The 17,130-nt window shown below is 40.5% G+C and carries 21 protein-coding genes; 18 read left to right on the top strand and 3 right to left on the bottom strand.

Annotation, left to right across the window (positions count from 1 at the left end; genetic code table 11):
* Positions 1-4 precede the first annotated feature (4 nt).
* From AB2B47_RS05190 to groL, 17 genes are all read left to right on the top strand, one after another.
* The gene (locus tag AB2B47_RS05190) at positions 5-259 is read left to right on the top strand and encodes a DUF1912 family protein (protein ID WP_006151743.1); all 255 of its coding nucleotides are present in this window, start codon (positions 5-7) and stop codon (positions 257-259) included.
* Between the two features lie 235 nt (positions 260-494).
* Positions 495-785 (top strand): DUF4651 domain-containing protein, encoded by a 291-nt coding sequence (locus AB2B47_RS05185; RefSeq protein ID WP_006152279.1) that lies wholly within the window; start codon positions 495-497, stop codon positions 783-785.
* On the top strand, positions 782-1,099 hold the full coding sequence (locus AB2B47_RS05180; protein ID WP_320693779.1) for a thioredoxin family protein: 318 nt from the start codon (positions 782-784) through the stop codon (positions 1,097-1,099). The genes AB2B47_RS05185 and AB2B47_RS05180 overlap by 4 nt, the downstream gene beginning before the upstream one ends.
* A gap of 9 nt (positions 1,100-1,108) precedes the next feature.
* Positions 1,109-1,735: a YtpR family tRNA-binding protein gene (gene ytpR / locus AB2B47_RS05175; RefSeq protein WP_320693778.1), complete on the top strand. Its 627-nt coding sequence runs from the start codon at positions 1,109-1,111 to the stop codon at positions 1,733-1,735.
* Positions 1,736-1,776: 41 nt separating this feature from the next.
* Positions 1,777-2,538, top strand: a complete 762-nt coding sequence (locus AB2B47_RS05170; RefSeq protein ID WP_320693777.1) for an SDR family NAD(P)-dependent oxidoreductase — start codon at positions 1,777-1,779, stop codon at positions 2,536-2,538.
* A gap of 75 nt (positions 2,539-2,613) precedes the next feature.
* The gene (locus AB2B47_RS05165) at positions 2,614-3,009 is read left to right on the top strand and encodes a single-stranded DNA-binding protein (RefSeq protein WP_320693776.1); all 396 of its coding nucleotides are present in this window, start codon (positions 2,614-2,616) and stop codon (positions 3,007-3,009) included.
* Positions 3,010-3,197: 188 nt separating this feature from the next.
* Positions 3,198-4,181 (top strand): substrate-binding domain-containing protein, encoded by a 984-nt coding sequence (locus AB2B47_RS05160; RefSeq protein ID WP_320693775.1) that lies wholly within the window; start codon positions 3,198-3,200, stop codon positions 4,179-4,181.
* Positions 4,181-5,482 (top strand): sensor histidine kinase, encoded by a 1,302-nt coding sequence (locus AB2B47_RS05155; protein ID WP_320693774.1) that lies wholly within the window; start codon positions 4,181-4,183, stop codon positions 5,480-5,482. Before AB2B47_RS05160 ends, AB2B47_RS05155 begins: the two co-directional genes overlap by 1 nt.
* A gap of 21 nt (positions 5,483-5,503) precedes the next feature.
* A complete protein-coding gene (locus AB2B47_RS05150) occupies positions 5,504-6,187 on the top strand; it encodes a response regulator transcription factor (RefSeq protein WP_025173290.1) in 684 nt (227 codons plus the stop codon).
* Entirely contained in the window at positions 6,184-7,482 is a 1,299-nt protein-coding gene (locus tag AB2B47_RS05145) for an ABC transporter substrate-binding protein (RefSeq protein WP_016466773.1), read from the top strand. The genes AB2B47_RS05150 and AB2B47_RS05145 overlap by 4 nt, the downstream gene beginning before the upstream one ends.
* A gap of 139 nt (positions 7,483-7,621) precedes the next feature.
* Positions 7,622-8,059, top strand: coding sequence for a PTS sugar transporter subunit IIA (locus AB2B47_RS05140; protein ID WP_016466772.1), 438 nt, complete (start codon positions 7,622-7,624; stop codon positions 8,057-8,059).
* Positions 8,060-8,073: 14 nt separating this feature from the next.
* Positions 8,074-8,568, top strand: a complete 495-nt coding sequence (locus AB2B47_RS05135; protein WP_000261775.1) for a PTS sugar transporter subunit IIB — start codon at positions 8,074-8,076, stop codon at positions 8,566-8,568.
* A gap of 52 nt (positions 8,569-8,620) precedes the next feature.
* The gene (locus tag AB2B47_RS05130) at positions 8,621-9,463 is read left to right on the top strand and encodes a PTS mannose/fructose/sorbose/N-acetylgalactosamine transporter subunit IIC (RefSeq protein WP_000156207.1); all 843 of its coding nucleotides are present in this window, start codon (positions 8,621-8,623) and stop codon (positions 9,461-9,463) included.
* Positions 9,447-10,301, top strand: a complete 855-nt coding sequence (locus AB2B47_RS05125; protein ID WP_029689583.1) for a PTS system mannose/fructose/sorbose family transporter subunit IID — start codon at positions 9,447-9,449, stop codon at positions 10,299-10,301. The genes AB2B47_RS05130 and AB2B47_RS05125 overlap by 17 nt, the downstream gene beginning before the upstream one ends.
* 101 nt (positions 10,302-10,402) lie before the next feature.
* The gene (locus AB2B47_RS05120; protein WP_016466771.1) at positions 10,403-10,696 is read left to right on the top strand and encodes a hypothetical protein; all 294 of its coding nucleotides are present in this window, start codon (positions 10,403-10,405) and stop codon (positions 10,694-10,696) included.
* A 136-nt stretch (positions 10,697-10,832) separates the two neighbouring features.
* Positions 10,833-11,117, top strand: coding sequence for a co-chaperone GroES (gene groES / locus AB2B47_RS05115; protein WP_175860247.1), 285 nt, complete (start codon positions 10,833-10,835; stop codon positions 11,115-11,117).
* Between the two features lie 15 nt (positions 11,118-11,132).
* Entirely contained in the window at positions 11,133-12,752 is a 1,620-nt protein-coding gene (groL, locus tag AB2B47_RS05110) for a chaperonin GroEL (protein WP_320693773.1), read from the top strand.
* 93 nt (positions 12,753-12,845) lie between these two features.
* Here the strand turns inward: groL and serS are convergent, their stop codons facing one another.
* The 3 genes from serS to AB2B47_RS05095 all read right to left on the bottom strand — a co-directional run bounded on the left by serS (position 12,846) and on the right by AB2B47_RS05095 (position 16,072).
* Positions 12,846-14,120, bottom strand: a complete 1,275-nt coding sequence (gene serS / locus AB2B47_RS05105) for a serine--tRNA ligase (protein ID WP_006152109.1) — start codon at positions 14,118-14,120, stop codon at positions 12,846-12,848.
* Positions 14,121-14,333: 213 nt separating this feature from the next.
* Positions 14,334-14,705, bottom strand: a complete 372-nt coding sequence (locus AB2B47_RS05100) for a DUF956 family protein (protein ID WP_004251868.1) — start codon at positions 14,703-14,705, stop codon at positions 14,334-14,336.
* A 2-nt stretch (positions 14,706-14,707) separates the two neighbouring features.
* The gene (locus AB2B47_RS05095) at positions 14,708-16,072 is read right to left on the bottom strand and encodes an aspartate kinase (RefSeq protein ID WP_006151997.1); all 1,365 of its coding nucleotides are present in this window, start codon (positions 16,070-16,072) and stop codon (positions 14,708-14,710) included.
* Positions 16,073-16,325: 253 nt separating this feature from the next.
* On the opposite strand from AB2B47_RS05095, the gene AB2B47_RS05090 reads away from it, so the two are divergent.
* Positions 16,326-17,111 carry an enoyl-CoA hydratase gene (locus tag AB2B47_RS05090; protein ID WP_025170321.1) on the top strand — a complete coding sequence of 262 codons (786 nt, stop codon included), beginning with the start codon at positions 16,326-16,328 and terminating at the stop codon, positions 17,109-17,111.
* The last annotated feature ends 19 nt before the right edge of the window (positions 17,112-17,130 follow it).

Below are 17,130 nucleotides of genomic sequence, written 5' to 3'. Positions count from 1 at the left end.
AAAAATGAGTTACGAGCAAGAATTTATGAAGGAATTTGAAACCTGGATTAATACCCAGATTATGATCAACGATATGGCTCTTAAGGAAAGTCAAAAGGTCTATGAAGAAGATCAAGATGAGCGCGCTAAAGATGCCATGATTCGCTACGAGAGTCGCTTGGATGCCTACCAGTTCTTACTAGGTAAATTTGAAAACTTCAAGGCAGGCAAGGGATTCCATGATTTACCAGAAGGTTTGTTTGGCGAGAGAAATTATTAATGTTTAGAAATTAGAAAGGAGGCTGGGACAAAAGTCCTAGCCTCTCAATTGTCTTTGGAGTGTCGAGCAAGACGCAGTGGTTGAGTGGGCTCGACTACGCTGATTTCATCAGCTTTTACAGCCCTACTCAACTGTGCGGAGGTGGGACGACGAAATCGAATTCTACCGAATTACCGATTTCTGTCCCACTCTCTTTTTCATTGTTCCTTGAGCCTTTTTGTGTTACAATGTTAGCATGAAAACGAAAAATATTATTAAAACAGGTTTAGTCGTGGCAGGGCTTGGAGCACTTGCCTTTGGTACTAAGAAAGTAGCTGATGATCACAAACTCATGAAGACACAGGAAGAGTTAACCGCTATTGTGCGTGACTATTTCTCAGAAATGGGTGAGATTGGGACTCTTTATGTCCAAGTATACGAAAGTAGCCTAGAACGTCTTGTTGGTGGTGTCATTTTTGAAGATGGTCGTCACTATACCTTTGTCTATGAAGATGAAGATCTCATCTACGAGGAGGAAGTCTTATGATTTCTCCTAATAGCTTAGAAGAATTAGCAAATCTAGTAGAGCAGGATGGGAAGAAGGTCTTCCTTTTTGTTGCGGATTGGTGCGGCGACTGCCGTTATATCTATCCTGCCTTGCCAGAGATTGAAGAGGCAAATCCAGAGTTCACTTTTATACGGGTAGACCGAGATGAGTACATGGAACTTGCTAAACTTTGGGATGTATACGGGATTCCAAGTCTTGTTGTTTTAGACAAGGACAAGGTGATTGGACGTTTTGTCAATCGTGACCGTAAAACCAAGGGGCAAATCAATGACTTTTTAGCAAGTTTGAAATAGGAGAAAAGAATGATTTTTACATATAATAAAGAACATGTCGGCGATGTCCTTATGGTCATCGTGAAAAACAGTGGAGATGCCAAACTAGATGTTGAGCGTAAAGGTAATGTAGCGCGTGTTTTCCTAAAAGAAACTGGTGAGACTGTCGCTTGGAACATTTTTGAAGTTTCTAGCATGTTTGAAATCGCTGAGCGCGGTCAAGTCTTTTTAACTGACGACCAAGTAGCACGTTTGAACCAAGAATTGCAAGAAGAAGGATTTGCTGAAGAAATCATCAATGATAAGGAACCAAAATTTGTGGTTGGTGAGATTGTAGAGATGGTGGCACATCCAGATAGTGACCACCTCAATATCTGTCAAGTTTCTGTTGAGAATGACAGAACAGTACAAATCGTGGCAGGTGCTCCCAATGCACGTGTCGGTTTGAAAACTATTGTAGCTCTTCCAGGAGCTATGATGCCAAAAGGCAATCTCATTTTCCCAGGGGAACTTCGTGGGGAAAAGAGCTTTGGTATGATGTGTAGTCCTCGTGAATTGCATTTGCCAAATGCACCACAAAAACGTGGTGTCATTGAACTGTCAGACGACCAAGTTGTTGGAACTCCATTCGATCCGGCTAAACACTGGACAGCTTAATTGCTAACTAGTATCTATTAAACTAGATAGGAGAAAGTAAGATGGCAAAAAATGTAGTGATTACAGGTGCAACATCAGGTATCGGTGAAGCCATTGCGCGTGCATATCTAGAAAAAGGTGAGAATGTTGTACTCACAGGGCGTCGAACAGAAAGGCTCAAAACTCTAAAAACTGAATTCGCAGAAGCCTTTCCAAATCAAAAAATCTGGACCTTTCCGTTAGATGTTACAGATATGAGCATGGTAAAGACTGTTTGTTCAGAAATTTTAGAGACAGTAGGTCAGGTTGAAATCTTGGTCAATAATGCTGGACTGGCTCTAGGCTTATCGCCTTATCAGGACTATGAAGAGTTGGATATGTTGACCATGCTGGATACCAATGTCAAGGGTTTAATGGCTGTTACACGCTGTCTCTTGCCTTCCATGGTAGCAACTAATCAAGGGCATATTATCAATATGGGATCTACTGCAGGGATTTACGCATATGCAGGTGCAGCAGTCTATTCAGCAACCAAGGCTGCAGTCAAAACTTTTTCAGACGGGCTTCGGATTGACACCATTGCGACAGATATCAAGGTGACCACTATTCAGCCTGGTATTGTAGAGACTGACTTTTCTAAGGTCCGTTTCCATGGAGATGAGGCACAGGCGGCGATGGTCTATCAGGGACTTGAAGCCTTGCAGGCGCAAGATATTGCAGATGCTGTTGTCTATGTAACCAGTCAACCACGACGAGTACAAATCACAGATATGACCATCATGGCCAATCAACAAGCAACTGGATTTATGATTCATAGAGATTAATATTATTTTTAAAAAAGTTACAAATCTTGTAACTTTTTTTAATTTCCTTCGAATAGATAAGTAGGAGGATTAAAAATGTATAATAAAGTTATCATGATTGGACGTTTAACGTCTACACCAGAATTGCACAAAACCAACAACGACAAGTCAGTGGCTCGTGCGACCATTGCCATTAACCGTCGTTTCAAGGACCAAAATGGGGAACGTGAAGCTGACTTCATCAATATTGTTATCTGGGGGAAACTTGCTGAAACTTTGGCTAGCTATGCAAGCAAAGGTAGTCTCATTTCTGTAGACGGGGAGCTTCGTACCCGTAAGTTCGAGAAGAATGGTCAGACCAACTATGTGACCGAAGTTCTCGCTACAGGCTTCCAACTTTTAGAAAGTCGTGCCCAACGTGCTATGCGTGAAAATAATGCAGGCCAAGACTTAGCAGATTTAGTTTTAGAAGAAGAGGAACTTCCCTTCTAGTAATAATAAAGAAAGCTGGTTCGTCAATAGACCAGCTTTTTTGGTTTATAATAGTCAAATGATTCGGGAATTATTTCTTTGAAATAAAATAGTTAAATGCAATAGTACAATAAAATCAAGCACTTTTTTTGAAAAAATAGTAAAATAAAGTAAAGTATATTCAAAATTTTCAGAAAAAGGAACGAAGCTTGAAGGGAAACAAAGAGAGAAAAGAACAGTTGAAATGGTTGATAAAACGGATATTACTGCTGATTCCAGTGGCCTGTCTTCTCTTCTGGGTCTATACAGTTTGTCAAACGACTAGTATGAATGAAAAGACTAAGATTGGTGTCACCTATATGACCATGAATAATGAGTTCTATAAAAGTATTCATTCGGAAATTAGTCGAATTGCTGACGAGAGGGGAGCTCTGGTTTATGTCCGAGATCCAGAATTGGACGAAGAAAGACAGTGCCAACAAATCGATGATTTTTGCGCTCAAAAAGTCAATGTGATTGTGATTAATCCGGTCAAGGGGGATAGTCAACTAATTTTAAGGGCTCTTGAAAAAGCTAGAAAACAAGGGATTAAGATTATTGCAGTAGATACTCAGTTGAAGAATTTTAAGCCTGATGCTAGTATTGTATCCGATAACTACCAAGCAGGAGTATTGATTGCGAAAGAGCTGATGAAACGCTCTTCTAGTGCTCGGATACTCCTCTTGGAGCATAAAGGAACAATTTCAGCAGATACACGGATTCAGGGATTTAAGGATACTATCGAAGGACACGAATCTTATCAGATTGTCTCGGAACTAGAAACTAAGGGACAGACAGAAATTGCGATGCCAACTGTACGCAACTTCTTGCAACTAGAATTTGAGATCGATACCTTGGTTGCCTTAAATGACCGTTCAGCTATAGGAGCTTTAGCTGCTATTAAGGAGAAAGGAATTAGCTACCCCATTGCGATTTATGGAATTGATGGTTCACCAGATATGAAATCTTTATTGCATTCAACAGATGATGTTGTGGGAACAGTTGCTCAGTCTCCTTTGCAGATGGGAGATCGCGTGATGGAAGTCATCCAGGATATTGTTGATGGGAAGAGCTACTCTGAAGAAGTAACCATTCCAGTTCAAATAATGACAAAGGAAAACATCGATCGATTCGATGTGAATGGGTGGCAGTGATGAGAAAATTTAGAGGTGTGCGATACAGTTTGATCCTCCTGATGATCGTGAATTTTATTGCAGTCATGCTCAATAGTATTATCTATCTTCAAGCAACCAACTATATCATCGTCCAACGACAAGCTTCTTTGTTAGTAGAACGCTTAGATCGCGTTCCTTTTGCGCCTTCTCTGACCTTTTGGTTGTCTGCGCTCTTATTTGCTGGGATTGCCTTGATATCGATGGCTCGTTATCGTCCTCAAACGAGCCGATGGTCTATCTTTGATAAACGAAATATTCTAGAGATTCTCCTGATGTTGCTCTTGATGTGGGTTCAAAATATAGCTTATAATGGGATTATTCTCTTGGTTTTTGCGGATATTTTCTATGGTTCTAAAGAGTTGAATACTAAACGAGACCGCAAGTATTGGTTTGCGTTTATACTAGTGAGTTTCCTGATGCTTCTTGTGACCAACTCAGACGTTTTTTCACTTTTCTTTCCGATTCCGTCCTTGGATACGTATATTCAGTTTTATCCGTCCTCCCTCCGAATTTTGGCCTTTTTTCTGAAGAATTCTCTCTATGCCTCAAATTTGGTGTTCTTCATTATTTCGCTTTTGTTTTATATTATGAATGTCCTTGCGGAGAACCACGAAGTGGAAGAGGAATTGGCCATGGTATCCAAAGTTAATACGGAGTTGAACAACTATATGGCCTTATCTGAGAAAATTGCAGAGGATCGGGAGCGTAAGCGGATTGCTCGTGAGATTCACGATACCTTGGGGCATGCGTTAACAGGAATCTCAGCTGGTTTAGATGCAGTTGGAGTCTTGATTGATATCGATCCTAATCGGGCAAAAGAACAGGTAAAAAATGTGTCAGAAGTCGTCCGCGAAGGTATTCAAGATGTGAGAGGCTCTCTCAATCGCCTTCGGCCAGGAGCTCTTGAGGGACGAACTCTCAAAGATGCTTTAGAAAAGATGATTCATGAGTATCAGAATCTTTCAAATTTACAGGTTGATTTAATCTATGAATGGGTTGATGTCGATATGGACGTCATGATTGAAGATACGATTTTTCGTGTGATTCAAGAGTCTATGACCAATGCGGTTCGTCACGGCCATGCTAGTCTAATGGAACTTCATTTTTTTGAGGATGAAGCAGATTACATAATAGAGTTGCAGGACAATGGAGTTGGGTTTGAAACCTTGACTTATGGATATGGGCTCAAGCAGATGATGGAGCGTATTTCTATCCTAGGAGGACAGCTCCAATTTGAAAGTCGCGATGGATTTTTCACACGAGTCAGTTTACCGAAATAAAAAGAAGGGAGATAAGAGATGGTGATAAAAGTAATGGTGGCAGATGACCAGTCTTTGATTCGAGAATCTCTGAAAATTATTTTGTCAGCTCACTCCGATATCGAAGTGGTAGCAACAGTAGAAGATGGGAATCATGTCTTGTCGAGCATCCCACAAACTCATCCTGATCTAATTTTGATGGATATTCGGATGCCAGGTATGGATGGAGTTTTGGCTACAAAAGAAGTAAAAGAGCATTATCCGGATATCAAAATTATTATTTTAACGACCTTTGATGATGATGAATTTATCTATAGTGCGCTCAAATATGGTGCTTCAGGATATCTCTTAAAAGGGACCTCGACAGATGAGCTCTATGAAGCTATTAAGGTGGTGTATCAGGGTGGAGCTATGATTAACCCTAATATCGCTAGCAAAGTCTTTCAAATTTTCTCGCAGATGGCTAAATCCAACTTTTCTATTACTGTGGATGAAGATAATGTCAAAGATTTAAGCACTACGGAATGGCGAATTATTCAAGAAATTGGTTATGGCGAGTCTAACAAAGAAATTGCCGCCAAACTTTTCTTGTCAGAAGGAACCGTGCGCAATTACTTATCAACGATTTTGGCAAAATTAAACCTACGTGATCGAACGCAATTAGCGATTTGGTCAGTCCAAACAGGAGTGACCAGACGCGATTTTTCAAAAGGGAATACGGAATGAAATTAAAGCGAAAGCATCTTTATTTTGGGATTGGGCTCCTTATTATGCTCTGTGTAAGTGCGGGGGTTTATGGGTGGAAACAGCAACCAACCGTGCTTCATATAGGAGTTTATGCAGGTTCTAGTTGGGATGTACCAACCAGTCAACGTTCGCATGCTTTGGATCGAGCAATTGAAAAATTTGAAAAATCCCATCCCAATGTCCGTGTGGAGTATGAAAATGGAATTCCACAGTCTGAATATTCAAACTGGCTCTCAGAAAAAATTGTTTCAGGAAAGACACCGGATGTCTTTATGGTCTCTGAACAAGATATTTCTTTATTGGCAGCGCGTGGCGTTTTAGAAAATTTGAATGGTTATATGAGTCAAAAAGATCAGGCTACTTTTTATACCGCTGCATTTGAATCCTGTGTCTATCAGGAACAACCCTATGCATTACCTTACGAAAGCAATCCTATTTTAATGTGTGTCAATAAAGATTTGCTGGATAAGGAAGGTATTGAGGTTCCCAAAGAAGGTTGGAGTCTTGAAGAATTTTATGAGATTTGTAAGGAACTAACCAAAGATACCAATGGAGATGGGCAATTGGACCAATTTGGGAGTACAGAATACACCTGGAAAGAAGCTTTGGCAGCAAATGGAGGCAGTCTCTTTCAAGGAGGGATGCTCAAGCTCACAGCTCCAGAAGTCAAAGAATCTTTGACTTTTCTGCAAAAATTGGAAGAGTTAAATAAAAATTATAAGGTTAGTTTCAAAGATTTTGACCAGGGGAAAGTAGCGTTTTACCCCATGACCTTGGCTCAATATAGGACTTATAAACCTTATCCCTATCATGTTTCCAAATATTCAAACTTCACCTGGACCTGTATTCCTATGCCTGCTAAGTCAAAAACCACCAAGGCGACCTTGGTTACGACGACTTCTTTTGCCATGTCTGCTCGGACTCCTCATTCAAAGTTGGCTTGGGAGTTGATGCAAGTGTTGACAGAGGATCCAGAAATCCAACAAACTCTTTTTGCTGAATCTCAAGGGATTTCTGTCATGCCTGATGTAGTCAAGAGTCGTTCTAGTAAAGATCTTCTGCAAGTGGATGATTTTGGGGTAGATTCCTTAACCAATCAGACCTTGAACCGGATTATGGAACAAGCTGTTGAAAGTAGTCCCAAGAATGTCTCAAAAGAGGTGTTAGAAAAGCTAGACTACTTGATTGGCAATGCCTTGCGCAATCAAGATGTTGAGAACCGCCTGCCGCAAATTCAAAGGGAGATTGAAAGTAGTCTTCAGGTAGGATTTTAAAGAAAAAAAGATGACATCGTGTCAAGTGACAGATGTCATTTTTTTATTGCTAAATGTCATGTTTATAATGTGACATTTGACAATGTAAAAACGCTTTCAAATAATCTACAATAGAGTCAAATAAAGGAGGCGTAGCAAAATGAAATACCTCATTTTAGTCAGTCATGGAGGATTGGCAGAAGGCCTAAAAACATCACTAGCTATGTTTGCTGGTGATAAGATGAGCCAGGTCATCGCAGTTGGACTAAAAGAAGGAAAATCGGTCGATGATTTTGCAGTTGATTTTAGAGAAAGCATTTCAGAATTGACAGCAGATGATTCTGTGCTGGTCTTGGCAGATATTGTAGGTGGTAGTCCATTAACCACGGCAGCCACTGTCCTAGAAGAAGCTGGAAAGCTAGATGGAGCTTTGATCCTTGGTGGGATGAACCTCACCATGGCCTTGACAGCAGTTGTGATGAAGGATGTGTTGGATGGAGAGGATTTGTCAGCCACCATCTTATCAGAAGCACAATCTGCACTACAGCCTTTTGAAGTTTCAGCCACTAGTGCTGAAGAAGATGATGACGATATTTAATAGGGAGGTACCTTATGGTAGTAACATTTGTACGGATTGATGACCGCATGATTCACGGTCAAACAGTCACACGCTGGGCAAAGGAAAAACCATGTGATGGTTTGATTGCCGTAAACGATGCAGCAGCATCAAACAAGGTTTTAATTCAAGCATACAAGGGTGCGTCAGACAAGAAAACCTTTGTATGGACAAAGGAAGCCTTTAAAGAAAAATCAGCAAAAGTAACGGAATCTGACAGTCGGTACTTCTTGATTACCAAAAACCCAATTGATATGAAGGAAATTTTGGTGGATCAAGGTTTTGTCCCAGGAGATGTTAAAGAAATCATTGTTGGCCCTGCAAATGATCGACCTGGTGCAGTGAAATTGGGTAATAACCAATCCATCACACAGGAAGAAGCAGAAGCCTTCCAAGCCATTCAAGCAGCAGGATATAAGGTGAAATTCCAGTTGTTGCCTGATGTTTCGATCGGTTATTGGGATGATTTCAAATCAAAATTTGGTTTTTAAAACTAACAGTTCAACTGTTAAATAAATTTACAAACAAAAAGGAGCGTTTGTTATGACAATTTCATGGATTCAAGCAATCTTGCTTGCTGTTTTCGCCAGCTTGTCTTCAATGCCTGGTATGGGAGGTTCCAGTATCGGGAACTATACACTCGGTCGTCCCTTGATCGGTGGGTTGATTTCAGGTTTAATTCTTGGAGATGTGACAACCGGTATTATGGTCGGGGTTGCCCTTCAAGTCGTTTATATCGCCTTGGTAACACCTGGTGGAACCGTATCTGCCGATGTTCGTGCCATCTCTTATATCGGTGTTCCTCTTGCTATCTTGTTTGTGCATGCAAATCACATCACAGATGAAGCTGGAATTGCAGCAGCTGCAGCCCCAATCGGTGCGGCCGTTGGAACAATCGGTACAGTTCTTTTCTACGGAACAGCTACCATGAACTTGCTTTGGCAACACATTGGTTGGAAAGCCGTTGAAGAAGGAAACTTCAAAAAACTCTACGCAGTTGACTGGGTTTACCCATGGATCTCTCACTTCCTCTTCTCTTTCCTTCCAACTATGATTATCACTAAATATGGTGAAAACATGGTTGATTTGATGAAACTTTACCTTCCTATGGATGGTTTCTGGATGAAAGCTCTCTTTACAGTCGGAGCTCTTCTCCCATGTGTCGGTATTGCTATCTTGTTGAAACAAATTGTTACAAAAGCAACTGACTTCATTCCATTCTTTGTTGGATTTACCTTGGCTAAATCTCTCGGCTTGAACTTAGTAGCTAGTGCGGTTGTTTCATTGATCTTTGCAGTAATCTACTATGAACTTGAAGTAATCAAATCTATGAAAGCTGTTCCAGCTGGGGCTGTTTACGTAGACGATGATGAGGAGGATATTTAAAATGGCTGATAGAAAGAAAATTTCAAAGAAAACATTAGCAAAAGCATTTCATCATTGGTATTATGGTCATTTGACTTGTTTCTCTCAAGAACACATGCAAACCTTTGGGTACTTGACTTCTATGCTTCCAATCGTAGAAGAAATGTATGATACAAAAGAAGAACAAAAAGATGCTATGCAAACCTATACTGCCTTCTTCAATACTGAACCACAACTTGGATCTCTTGTTGTAGGGATTACAGCTGGTTTGGAAGAAGCACGTGCAAATGGAGATGCAGTAGATGGTGAAACCATCAATGGGATGCGTGCCGGTTTAATGGGACCAATCGCTGGTATTGGTGACTCTTTGATCGTTGGTACCTTGATTCCAGTTCTTTTGGGGATTGCACTTGGTCTTTCAAAAGGTGGTAACGTCGCTGGTGCTATCTTCTACATCGTCGTGTGGAATTTCCTAGTCTACTTTGGTATGCGCTTTGCCTTCTTTAAAGGGTATCAATTAGGGGATAAAGCCGTTGAATTTCTTGTAGGACCAAAAGGACAAGCTCTTCGTAAAGCGATCAGCGTTGTTGGTGGTATGGTTATTGGTGCCGTAGCAGCGACTTGGGTCTCTGTTACAACAGCACTCGAATTCAAAAATGCTAACGGAGAAGCCTTCCTTAAAATTCAAGAAAAGATTGATGGTGTTTATCCAGGTCTCTTGACAGCAACCTTCATCACTATTTGCTGGTGGTTGATGTCTAAGAAAAAAGTATCACCAAACAAAGTCATGTTAATTCTAGTTGTTGTTGCCTTAATTGGTGTTGCTCTAGGTATCTTTGACCCACATCTTAATTACTAAGGTCAAGAGACCCCAATATTTACTAGTAAAAATTTTGAGAATGAAGTAGACTAATCTCCTTCTCTTACACTTCATTCTCAATTTTTATCAGGAGGATTTTCATGGTTACAAAACAAGAACTTGTTAATGGATATGAAATAGAAATTAAGTATCAACGCCACATGCTTGAAAATTTGGGTCGTTGGTTCAGTTTGCTCTTTATCACTGCTAGTATTGGTGTGGTATTGATTTATCTTTTTCATAAAACCTTCCTCCCACTCTTAATTTTCGGAATTTTACTTGCCTTGATTGGAATATTAGGAATGGTGGTTTTTGGATATGGTATCTATCGCGGGCGGATCAATCTCCAAAAGGTTATCGATGATTTCAATCAAAAATTGACGATTCTCAATTAATATTAAAGGAACATCTCTTTCACTTTAGAGGTGTTTTTTTCTTGACTATTTCTGACTAAGTGATACAATAGAACTATGGTTTAGCACTCATAGATAAAGAGTGCTAATAATATGATTGTCTTATGGAGGAAAGCAGATGTTGAAACCATTAGGAGACCGTGTGGTCTTGAAAATTGAAGAAAAAGAACAAACTGTCGGAGGCTTTGTCCTGGCAGGATCAGCCCAAGAAGAAACGAAAACAGCTACTGTAGTGGCTACTGGACAAGGTGTTCGTACCTTGAGCGGTGAGTTAGTCGCTCCAAGTGTAAAAGCTGGAGATCATGTTTTAGTTGAAGCTCATGCGGGTATTGATGTTAAAGATGGGGATGAAAAATACCTCATCGTAGGTGAAGCTAGTATCTTGGCAATCGTTAAAGAATAATAGGAGAAAGTAAGTATGGCAAAAGACATTAAATTTTCATCTGATGCACGTTCAGCTATGGTTCGTGGCGTTGATATTCTAGCAGATACTGTTAAAGTAACTTTGGGACCTAAAGGTCGTAACGTTGTGCTTGAAAAATCATTTGGTTCTCCATTGATTACCAATGATGGTGTAACAATCGCCAAAGAAATTGAATTGGAAGACCATTTTGAAAATATGGGTGCCAAATTGGTATCAGAAGTAGCTTCTAAGACTAATGATATTGCTGGTGATGGGACTACTACTGCAACAGTATTGACTCAGGCTATCGTTCGTGAAGGAATCAAAAACGTAACTGCCGGTGCAAATCCAATTGGTATCCGCCGAGGGATTGAAACAGCAGTTGCTGCAGCAGTAGAAGCTTTGAAGAATACGGCTATCCCTGTTGCTAACAAAGAAGCGATTGCGCAGGTCGCCGCCGTTTCATCTCGTTCTGAAAAAGTTGGTGAATACATTTCTGAAGCCATGGAAAAAGTTGGGAAAGACGGAGTTATCACTATTGAAGAATCACGTGGTATGGAAACCGAGCTTGAAGTGGTAGAAGGAATGCAATTTGACCGTGGTTACCTCTCACAATACATGGTTACTGATAATGAAAAAATGGTTGCAGACCTTGAAAATCCATACATTTTAATCACTGACAAGAAGATTTCAAATATCCAAGAAATCTTGCCACTTCTAGAAAGTATTCTTCAAAGCAGTCGTCCGCTCTTGATTATTGCAGATGATGTTGATGGTGAAGCACTGCCAACCCTTGTTTTGAACAAGATTCGTGGTACTTTCAACGTAGTTGCTGTTAAGGCTCCTGGTTTTGGTGACCGACGTAAAGCTATGTTGGAAGACATTGCAATTTTGACAGGTGGAACCGTTATTACTGAAGACCTTGGACTTGAGTTGAAAGATGCTACTATCGAAGCTTTAGGTCAAGCATCTAAAGTGTCTGTTGATAAAGATAGCACAGTCATTGTTGAAGGTGCAGGAAATCCTGAAGCGATTGCTAACCGTGTAGCTGTCATCAAGTCTCAAATCGAAACAACAACTTCAGAATTCGACCGTGAAAAACTCCAAGAACGCCTGGCTAAATTATCAGGTGGAGTAGCAGTTATCAAGGTCGGTGCTGCAACTGAAACTGAATTGAAAGAAATGAAACTCCGCATCGAAGATGCCCTTAACGCTACCCGTGCAGCAGTAGAAGAAGGAATTGTTGCAGGTGGTGGTACTGCCTTAGTGAATGTCATTCCAGCTGTTGAGGCCTTAGAATTGACAGGTGACGAAGCAACAGGACGTAGCATTGTTCTTCGTGCCTTGGAAGAACCAGTTCGCCAAATTGCCTACAATGCAGGCTATGAAGGTTCAATCGTTATCGATCGTTTGAAAAATGCAGAAGCTGGTACAGGCTTTAACGCTGCGACAGGTGAATGGGTGAACATGATTGAAGCAGGTATTATCGACCCTGTTAAGGTTAGCCGTTCAGCCCTTCAAAACGCAGCTTCAGTAGCAAGTCTTATCTTGACAACAGAAGCAGTTGTGGCTAACAAACCAGAACCTGTAGCACCAGCTCCAGCTATGGACCCATCAATGATGGGTGGTTACTAGAGAATATAAAAATAACAGGTAGAGATGAAAGATTTTCTACCTGTTTTTTTACATGAAATGCAAAAGAGGAAGTTATGCTTCCTCTTGTTTATTTTATGGTTTGATAACTTCAGCTCCACCCATGTATGGACGAAGGATTTCTGGAATAGTAACAGAACCATCTTCGTTTTGATAGTTTTCAAGAATAGCAGCGACGGTACGTCCAACGGCAAGTCCAGAACCGTTCAAGGTATGTAGAAGTTTAACCTTACCATCGGCTTCATCACGGTAACGGATTTGGGCACGACGTGCTTGGAAATCTTCTGTATTGGAACAGCTTGAGATTTCACGGTAGGTATTTTGTGCTGGGATCCAAACTTCCAAGTCGTAAGTCTTAGCAGCTGAGAAGCCCATATCTCCTGTAGAAAGAGCAACTACACGGTATGGCAAGTTGAGTTTTTGAAGGATGTTTTCAGCGTTGGCTGTCATCTTTTCAAGTTCTTCGTATGATTCTTCAGGCTTGGCAAATTTCACCATTTCTACCTTGTGGAATTGGTGCAAACGAATCAAACCGCGAGTATCGCGACCAGCAGAACCAGCTTCAGAACGGAATGATGGACTCATAGCAGTAAAGTAGATTGGCAGTTCCTTACCATCAATAATTTCATCACGGTAGTAGTTAGTCAAAGGTACTTCAGCTGTAGGAATGAGGACATAGTTGGTATCGCTGATCTCAAAAGTATCTTCCTTGAATTTTGGATATTGGCCAGTACCAAACATAGAATCATGGTTAACCATGTAAGGGGTGATGACTTCAGTATAACCTTCCTTACCATGCTCATCTAGCATAAAGTTGTAGATGGCACGTTCCAAGCGAGCTCCGAGGCCTTTATAGAAGAGGAAACGAGCTCCAGTGACTTTTCCACCACGTTCCCAGTCAAGAATACCAAGATCTTCTCCGAGATCCCAGTGGGCTTTTGGTTCAAAGTCAAACTCACGAGGAGTTCCCCAACGGCGAACTTCTACGTTATCATCTTCGTCTACCCCAATAGGAACACTGTCAGCTGGGATGTTTGGAAGAGTAGTGGTAAATTCTGTCAATTTAGCATCGATTTCAGCTAATTCTGCATCGAGTGCTTTGACTTCGGCAGATAGGGTTTGCATGGCAGCAATCTTATCATCGGCATTTTCCTTATTGCGCTTAGCTTGAGCAATTTCAGCAGAAACCGTGTTACGCTCTGCCTTGAGGGTTTCAACCTTAACCAAGATGTCACGACGTTTAGCATCGATTTCTTTCATCTCGTTCAAGATAGCAGCATCTACACCACGTGTAGCCAATTTTTCTGCGACAGCATCAAAGTCTGTACGAATACGTTTGATATCTAGCATATAAACTCCTTTATGAAAAAAGCACACCTGACAAAGCGTTGGAGTGGCAGAGCCACGGTTCCATCCAACTTCACAGGTGTGCACTTGATTCTGTATTTGATTTAAAACAACGGTAGAATTTCACCTATCTCTCCTATCTGCTCACAGCACCCGCAGACTTTCTGGAAGGAGAGGATAACCTACTTATCCGTTTCTATGATTATACTAAACTTTCTATTTTTTTGCAAATAGATTTTTGATTTTACGACCGATGATTTGGAGTAAGGTTGGAAGCTTCACAACCTTTTCATTTCCGATTTTTTCCCGAGCAATTTTAAGAATTTTTCCGGAGTCTTTTGAGGCAAAGAGGAATTTTCCTTGGTCTGTAAAAACTTCAAAATGACGACTAACCTTACGGCCTGAAACATTGGCTCCGATTTGATTAACGCTAGACCATGGGATTTGAATATAATCCTCAATATTGCGATCCGAGTAAAACTCCAAGGCTTGGTCTCCTACCAGAAATTTTCCAACTTTTCCTTGTATAGAGAGGTAAGAAGTTCCAGTAGTTTGTAAGTCAACGACTTTGTTGAGAGATTGTGCCATGATTAGTCTTCCTTACTTTCACCGAAAAATGCTTGGTAGAGAGCCTTAAGAGCCGCTTTTTCTTGGTCTTTGTGAACAACGAACATGATAGAAACTTCACTAGAACCTTGTGACATCATTTGAATGTTGATATTGTTTTCAGATAAGGCACGAGTGGCTGTAGCAGTTACACCGATATGGCGCTTCATTTTTTCGCCAACAATCATGATGATAGACAGGTCATGTTCGATTTCAGCGTGGTCGACCTCTGCTTTTTGAACTAATTGACGAAGGATTTCTTCTTCTTTAATAGGAGTTAATTCTCGTGAACGTAAAATGATAGATAGGTCATCGATACCAGTTGGCATATGTTCCCAACCAATATTCAGGTCTTCTAGAATTTGAAGTACTTTACGACCAAAACCAACTTCGCGGTTCATCAGGTACTTGGACATATTGATGCTGACAAAACCAGAATCACCAGCAATCCCCACTACTGGGAATTCATCACTGCTGTGTTTCAGAACGATGCGAGTACCTGGATGGTCAGGATTATTGGTATTTTTGATAACAAGAGGGATTTTTCCGCGGTAGGCTGGAAGGAGTGCTTCGTCATGTAGTACAGAGAAACCTGCATAGGCCAATTCCCGCATTTCACGGTAAGTCAATTCAGGGATTGAGTGTGGCTTGTGAATGATACCAGGGTGGGCAGCAAAAATTCCGTCAACATCAGTAAAGTTTTCATAAAGGTCAGCTTTAACTCCAGCTGCGATAATTGAACCAGTAATATCTGATCCACCACGAGAGAAGGTACAGATTTGATTTTCCTTGGTCACGCCAAAGAATCCTGGGATAACTAGAACTTCTGTACCATTATTGAGCTCTTCGATTTTATCATAACTTGAAGGAATGATGCGAGCATTTCCAGGTTCGCTTGTAACAACAATACCAGCCTCTCGCGGATGAACATAGCGAGCTTCTAATCCATTTTGGTTAAAGTAAGCTGCAATGAGTTTAGCGTTGTTATTTTCCCCTGCAGCAAGGAAGGTATCGTAAAGAAATTCATTGTTTTCAATTGGAAGGGTAGCGAGAGTTCGGATGCTTTTAGAGATTCGTTCTAAAACAGCTGGTTTAAGCCCTAGTTCGCTAACCATTGCAGCGTAACGATCGATAATCCAATTTTGACTAGCACTGATATCATTTCCTGCTACATAATCACGATAATATTTAATCAAAGCATCCGTAACCTTGGTATCTTTAGCATCGCGCTTTCCTGGTGCAGATACAACTACAAAACGACGTTCAGGGTCACTTTTTACAATGTTTAAAACCTTTTTCAATTGGCTTGCAGAGGCGAGTGAACTTCCTCCAAATTTTACAACCTTCATAAGAACTCCTCAGTTAGTATTTTATACGATTATAGCAGAAAGAAGGGCTTTTTTCAATCTACAATAGGAAAGGCTACATCTTATTAGAGGTCTGGACCTGATTAGCTTAACTTAGTTATTTTTAGTATAGAAAATACCCTTTAAAAATCGGCTGATACACTTTTATACAATTTTTACTTGTATAACTAAAAAGAAAAAGATATACTTTGAAGATAAAATAATTTAATCAGCTTTTTAAATTAAAGGAGTGGCTATGAATCATATTATCTTTCAAATTCAAGACGATTTAGCGGTGATTACTTTAAATCGTCCCGAGGTGGCAAATGGTTTCCATATTCCTATGTGTGAAGAAATTTTAGAAGCACTGGAATTAGCTGAAAAAGACGATTCTGTTTCATTTATTCTCATCAATGCTGCTGGTAAGGTGTTTTCTGTCGGTGGCGATTTAGTTGAAATGAAACGTGCTGTAGATGAGGATGATATTGATTCCTTAACTCGAATTGCTGAATTGGTCAATACTATTTCTTATAAGATTAAACAGATTCCTAAACCTGTTATCATGGAGGTGGATGGAGCAGTTGCTGGAGCTGCAGCCAATATGGCCTTGGCAGTTGATTTCTGTATCGCATCTGACAAGTCTAAATTTATCCAGGCTTTTGTAGGTGTAGGATTGGCTCCTGACGCGGGTGGATTATTCTTGCTGACAAGATCGCTCGGTGCAACTAGAGCAACTCAATTAGCTATGACTGGAGAAGCTTTCACCGCTGAAAAGGCAATGGAGGCAGGAGCTCTATATCGTCTATGTACTAGTGAACAATTAGAGAAAACTAGAGAACAATTGTTGAAGAAGTTGAGACGTGGTTCTTCAAATTCCTATGCTGCGATTAAGAAACTTGTTTGGGAAAGTGAGTTCAAGCAGTGGCATGAATATGCTCAGCTTGAATTGGAACTACAAAAATCACTATCCTATACGGAAGATTTTAAAGAAGGTGTTCGTGCACATTCTGAAAGAAGACGTCCAAAATTTATCGGGAAATAAAAAATACTTGCACTATTCT

The organism is Streptococcus wuxiensis (assembly GCF_040888245.1).
Lineage (GTDB): Bacteria > Bacillota > Bacilli > Lactobacillales > Streptococcaceae > Streptococcus > Streptococcus wuxiensis.
The sequence above is the reverse complement of the archived record's forward strand: the minus strand, read 5'-3'. Positions and strand labels throughout refer to the sequence as shown.